The following is a 1,988-nucleotide window of genomic DNA, read 5'->3' as shown; positions in this document are numbered from 1 at the left end:
TTGGCGACCGATCTCCTCGACCGAGGCCGAGAGCTCTTCCGTCGCGGTGCCCCCCCCCCCCCCCCCCCCCCCCCCCCCCCCCCCCCCCCCCCCCCCCCCCCCCCCCCCCCCCCCCCCCCCCCCCCCCCCCCCCCCCCCCCCCCCCCCCCCCCCCCCCCCCCCCCCCCCCCCCCCCCCCCCCCCCCCCCCCCCCCCCCCCCCCCCCCCCCCCCCCCCCCCCCCCCCCCCCCCCCCCCCCCCCCCCCCCCCCCCCCCCCCCCCCCCCCCCCCCCCCCCCCCCCCCCCCCCCCCCCCCCCCCCCCCCCGGCCGAGGCCGAGACGTTGGAGACGATGGCGCCGACGGCGCTCTCGAAATCGTCGGCAAAGCGGATCAGCTCGGAGCGGCGGCTGGCGGCCTGCTCCCGGCTCTGGGCTTCGCTCGCGGCGGCATCGCGCTCGGCCTTGGCAACCGCCTGGACCTTGAACTCCTCGACAGCGCCGGCCATCTCGCCGATCTCGTCCTTGCGGCCGAGGCCCGGCAGCACGACGTCGAAATTGCCCGAGGCGAGCTCGCGCATCGCCTTGCACATCGCGATCATCGGGCGCGAGATACCGTTGCCGAGCATCAGGGCGAGCACGGCGCCGATGGCCAGGCCGCCCAGCGCCAGCATCAGCATCAGCCGTTCGGTCTCCCCGATCGTTGCATTGGCGCTGGCCTCGATGCGCTGCTGATCGGCGGTCAGGTCCGATCGCAGCTCACCCGAAAGCTTGAGGATGGACGCGGCCGTCTTGGTCATCTCGCCGTTCGACTTGACGATGACCTTCACGTTCTCGGTCAGCTTGGCAAAGGAGGTGCGGTACTGCTTCAGCAGATTGCTGATCTCGGTGACGCGGTCGGTGATCTTCTGGTCGTTGGCATAAATCGAGACCAGCAGAGTCTCCAGGAACTTGATGCGGGCGATCACGCCGTCGGCGGTCTTCGGCTCGGGCTTGGCGACGAAGGCGCTGACCGAGGTGGAGACCGCGAGATATTGCGAGGTGACGTCCTTGGCCGTGGTCTGGACCGAGGAGAGCCCGGCGAGCGCCGCGGTATCGGCAAGGTCGTCGAACTTGAAGCGGATCTTGTTGCCGACGGTGTTGAGCTCATCGGCCGCGATCTTGTTGTTCTCGCGCGTCAGGGTGATGATCTCACCGAATACTTTCGTAAAGCGCTGGAACTCCGCCTCGAGCTTGCCGACCTGCTCGCGGCGCGCGGCGCCGGTCGTTGCGGACGTCGATTTGGCGATCGCCGCCTTCAGATTCTCTTCCGCCGCTTTGGCCGCGGTCTCGTCGTCTGTCGCGCCGGTCAGCGTATAGGCCCGCGCCAGCCCCTGGTAGGCGATCAGCTCGCGGTCGACGGTTCGCGCGAGATCCGCTTCCGCCACGCTGGCCCGGTAGAAGGCCACGGCGGCCTGGATCCGCTCGAAGCCGAAATAGGCGAAAGCCATGCTGACGGCGAGGATGGCTAGCACCGCCACGAAGCCGAGGATGATTTTTGCGCGAAAGCGCAAGGTTGGTAGTTTCGATGTGTTCGGCTTGGACTTGACGGACATTCCCCCACCCCATTCCATTCGCGGAAAACCAGGCGCAGCCCGGAAGCAGCCCGCTTCCCGGCTCGTGTGCACGGTAATTGGCAAATGATAAGCGGCGGTAAATTTGCGGCGTCGCAACTTGCGGTTCGGTGACGCGGGGGAATGTTAAGGCGCGCTTTCTCGCGCCGCTACAAATTGAAGGCCGGCGCCAATCTCCGCTGTCGTCCCGGACAAGCGCAGCTGCCGGCAACGCGTAGCGTGCCGGGAGCGGAGCGCTGATCCGGGACGACAGCGGAGTATGGGGCGACGGCGCAGACTTCAGAGACGGCGAGCGCTTACGCCGCCCGGATATTCGCCATGAAGCGGTCGAGCTCGGCGCGGAGGCGGGTGCTTTCGGATGACAGCGTCTTGGCCGAGTTCAGCACCTCTTCCGAGGCC

At 69.4% G+C, this 1,988-nt stretch carries 1 protein-coding gene; it reads right to left on the bottom strand.

Features of this window, described 5'->3' with window-relative positions:
- Positions 1–1,571 (bottom strand): HAMP domain-containing protein (locus XI09_RS08720; RefSeq protein WP_271566479.1); only part of this gene is annotated, 1,571 nt, incomplete at its 3' end.
- Positions 1,572–1,988: the final 417 nt, after the last annotated feature.

Origin of the sequence: Bradyrhizobium sp. CCBAU 11386 (assembly GCF_028128955.1) — a bacterium.
In the GTDB taxonomy this organism is placed as follows: Bacteria; Pseudomonadota; Alphaproteobacteria; order Rhizobiales; family Xanthobacteraceae; genus Bradyrhizobium.
This window is presented reverse-complemented; position numbering and strand designations above follow the sequence as displayed.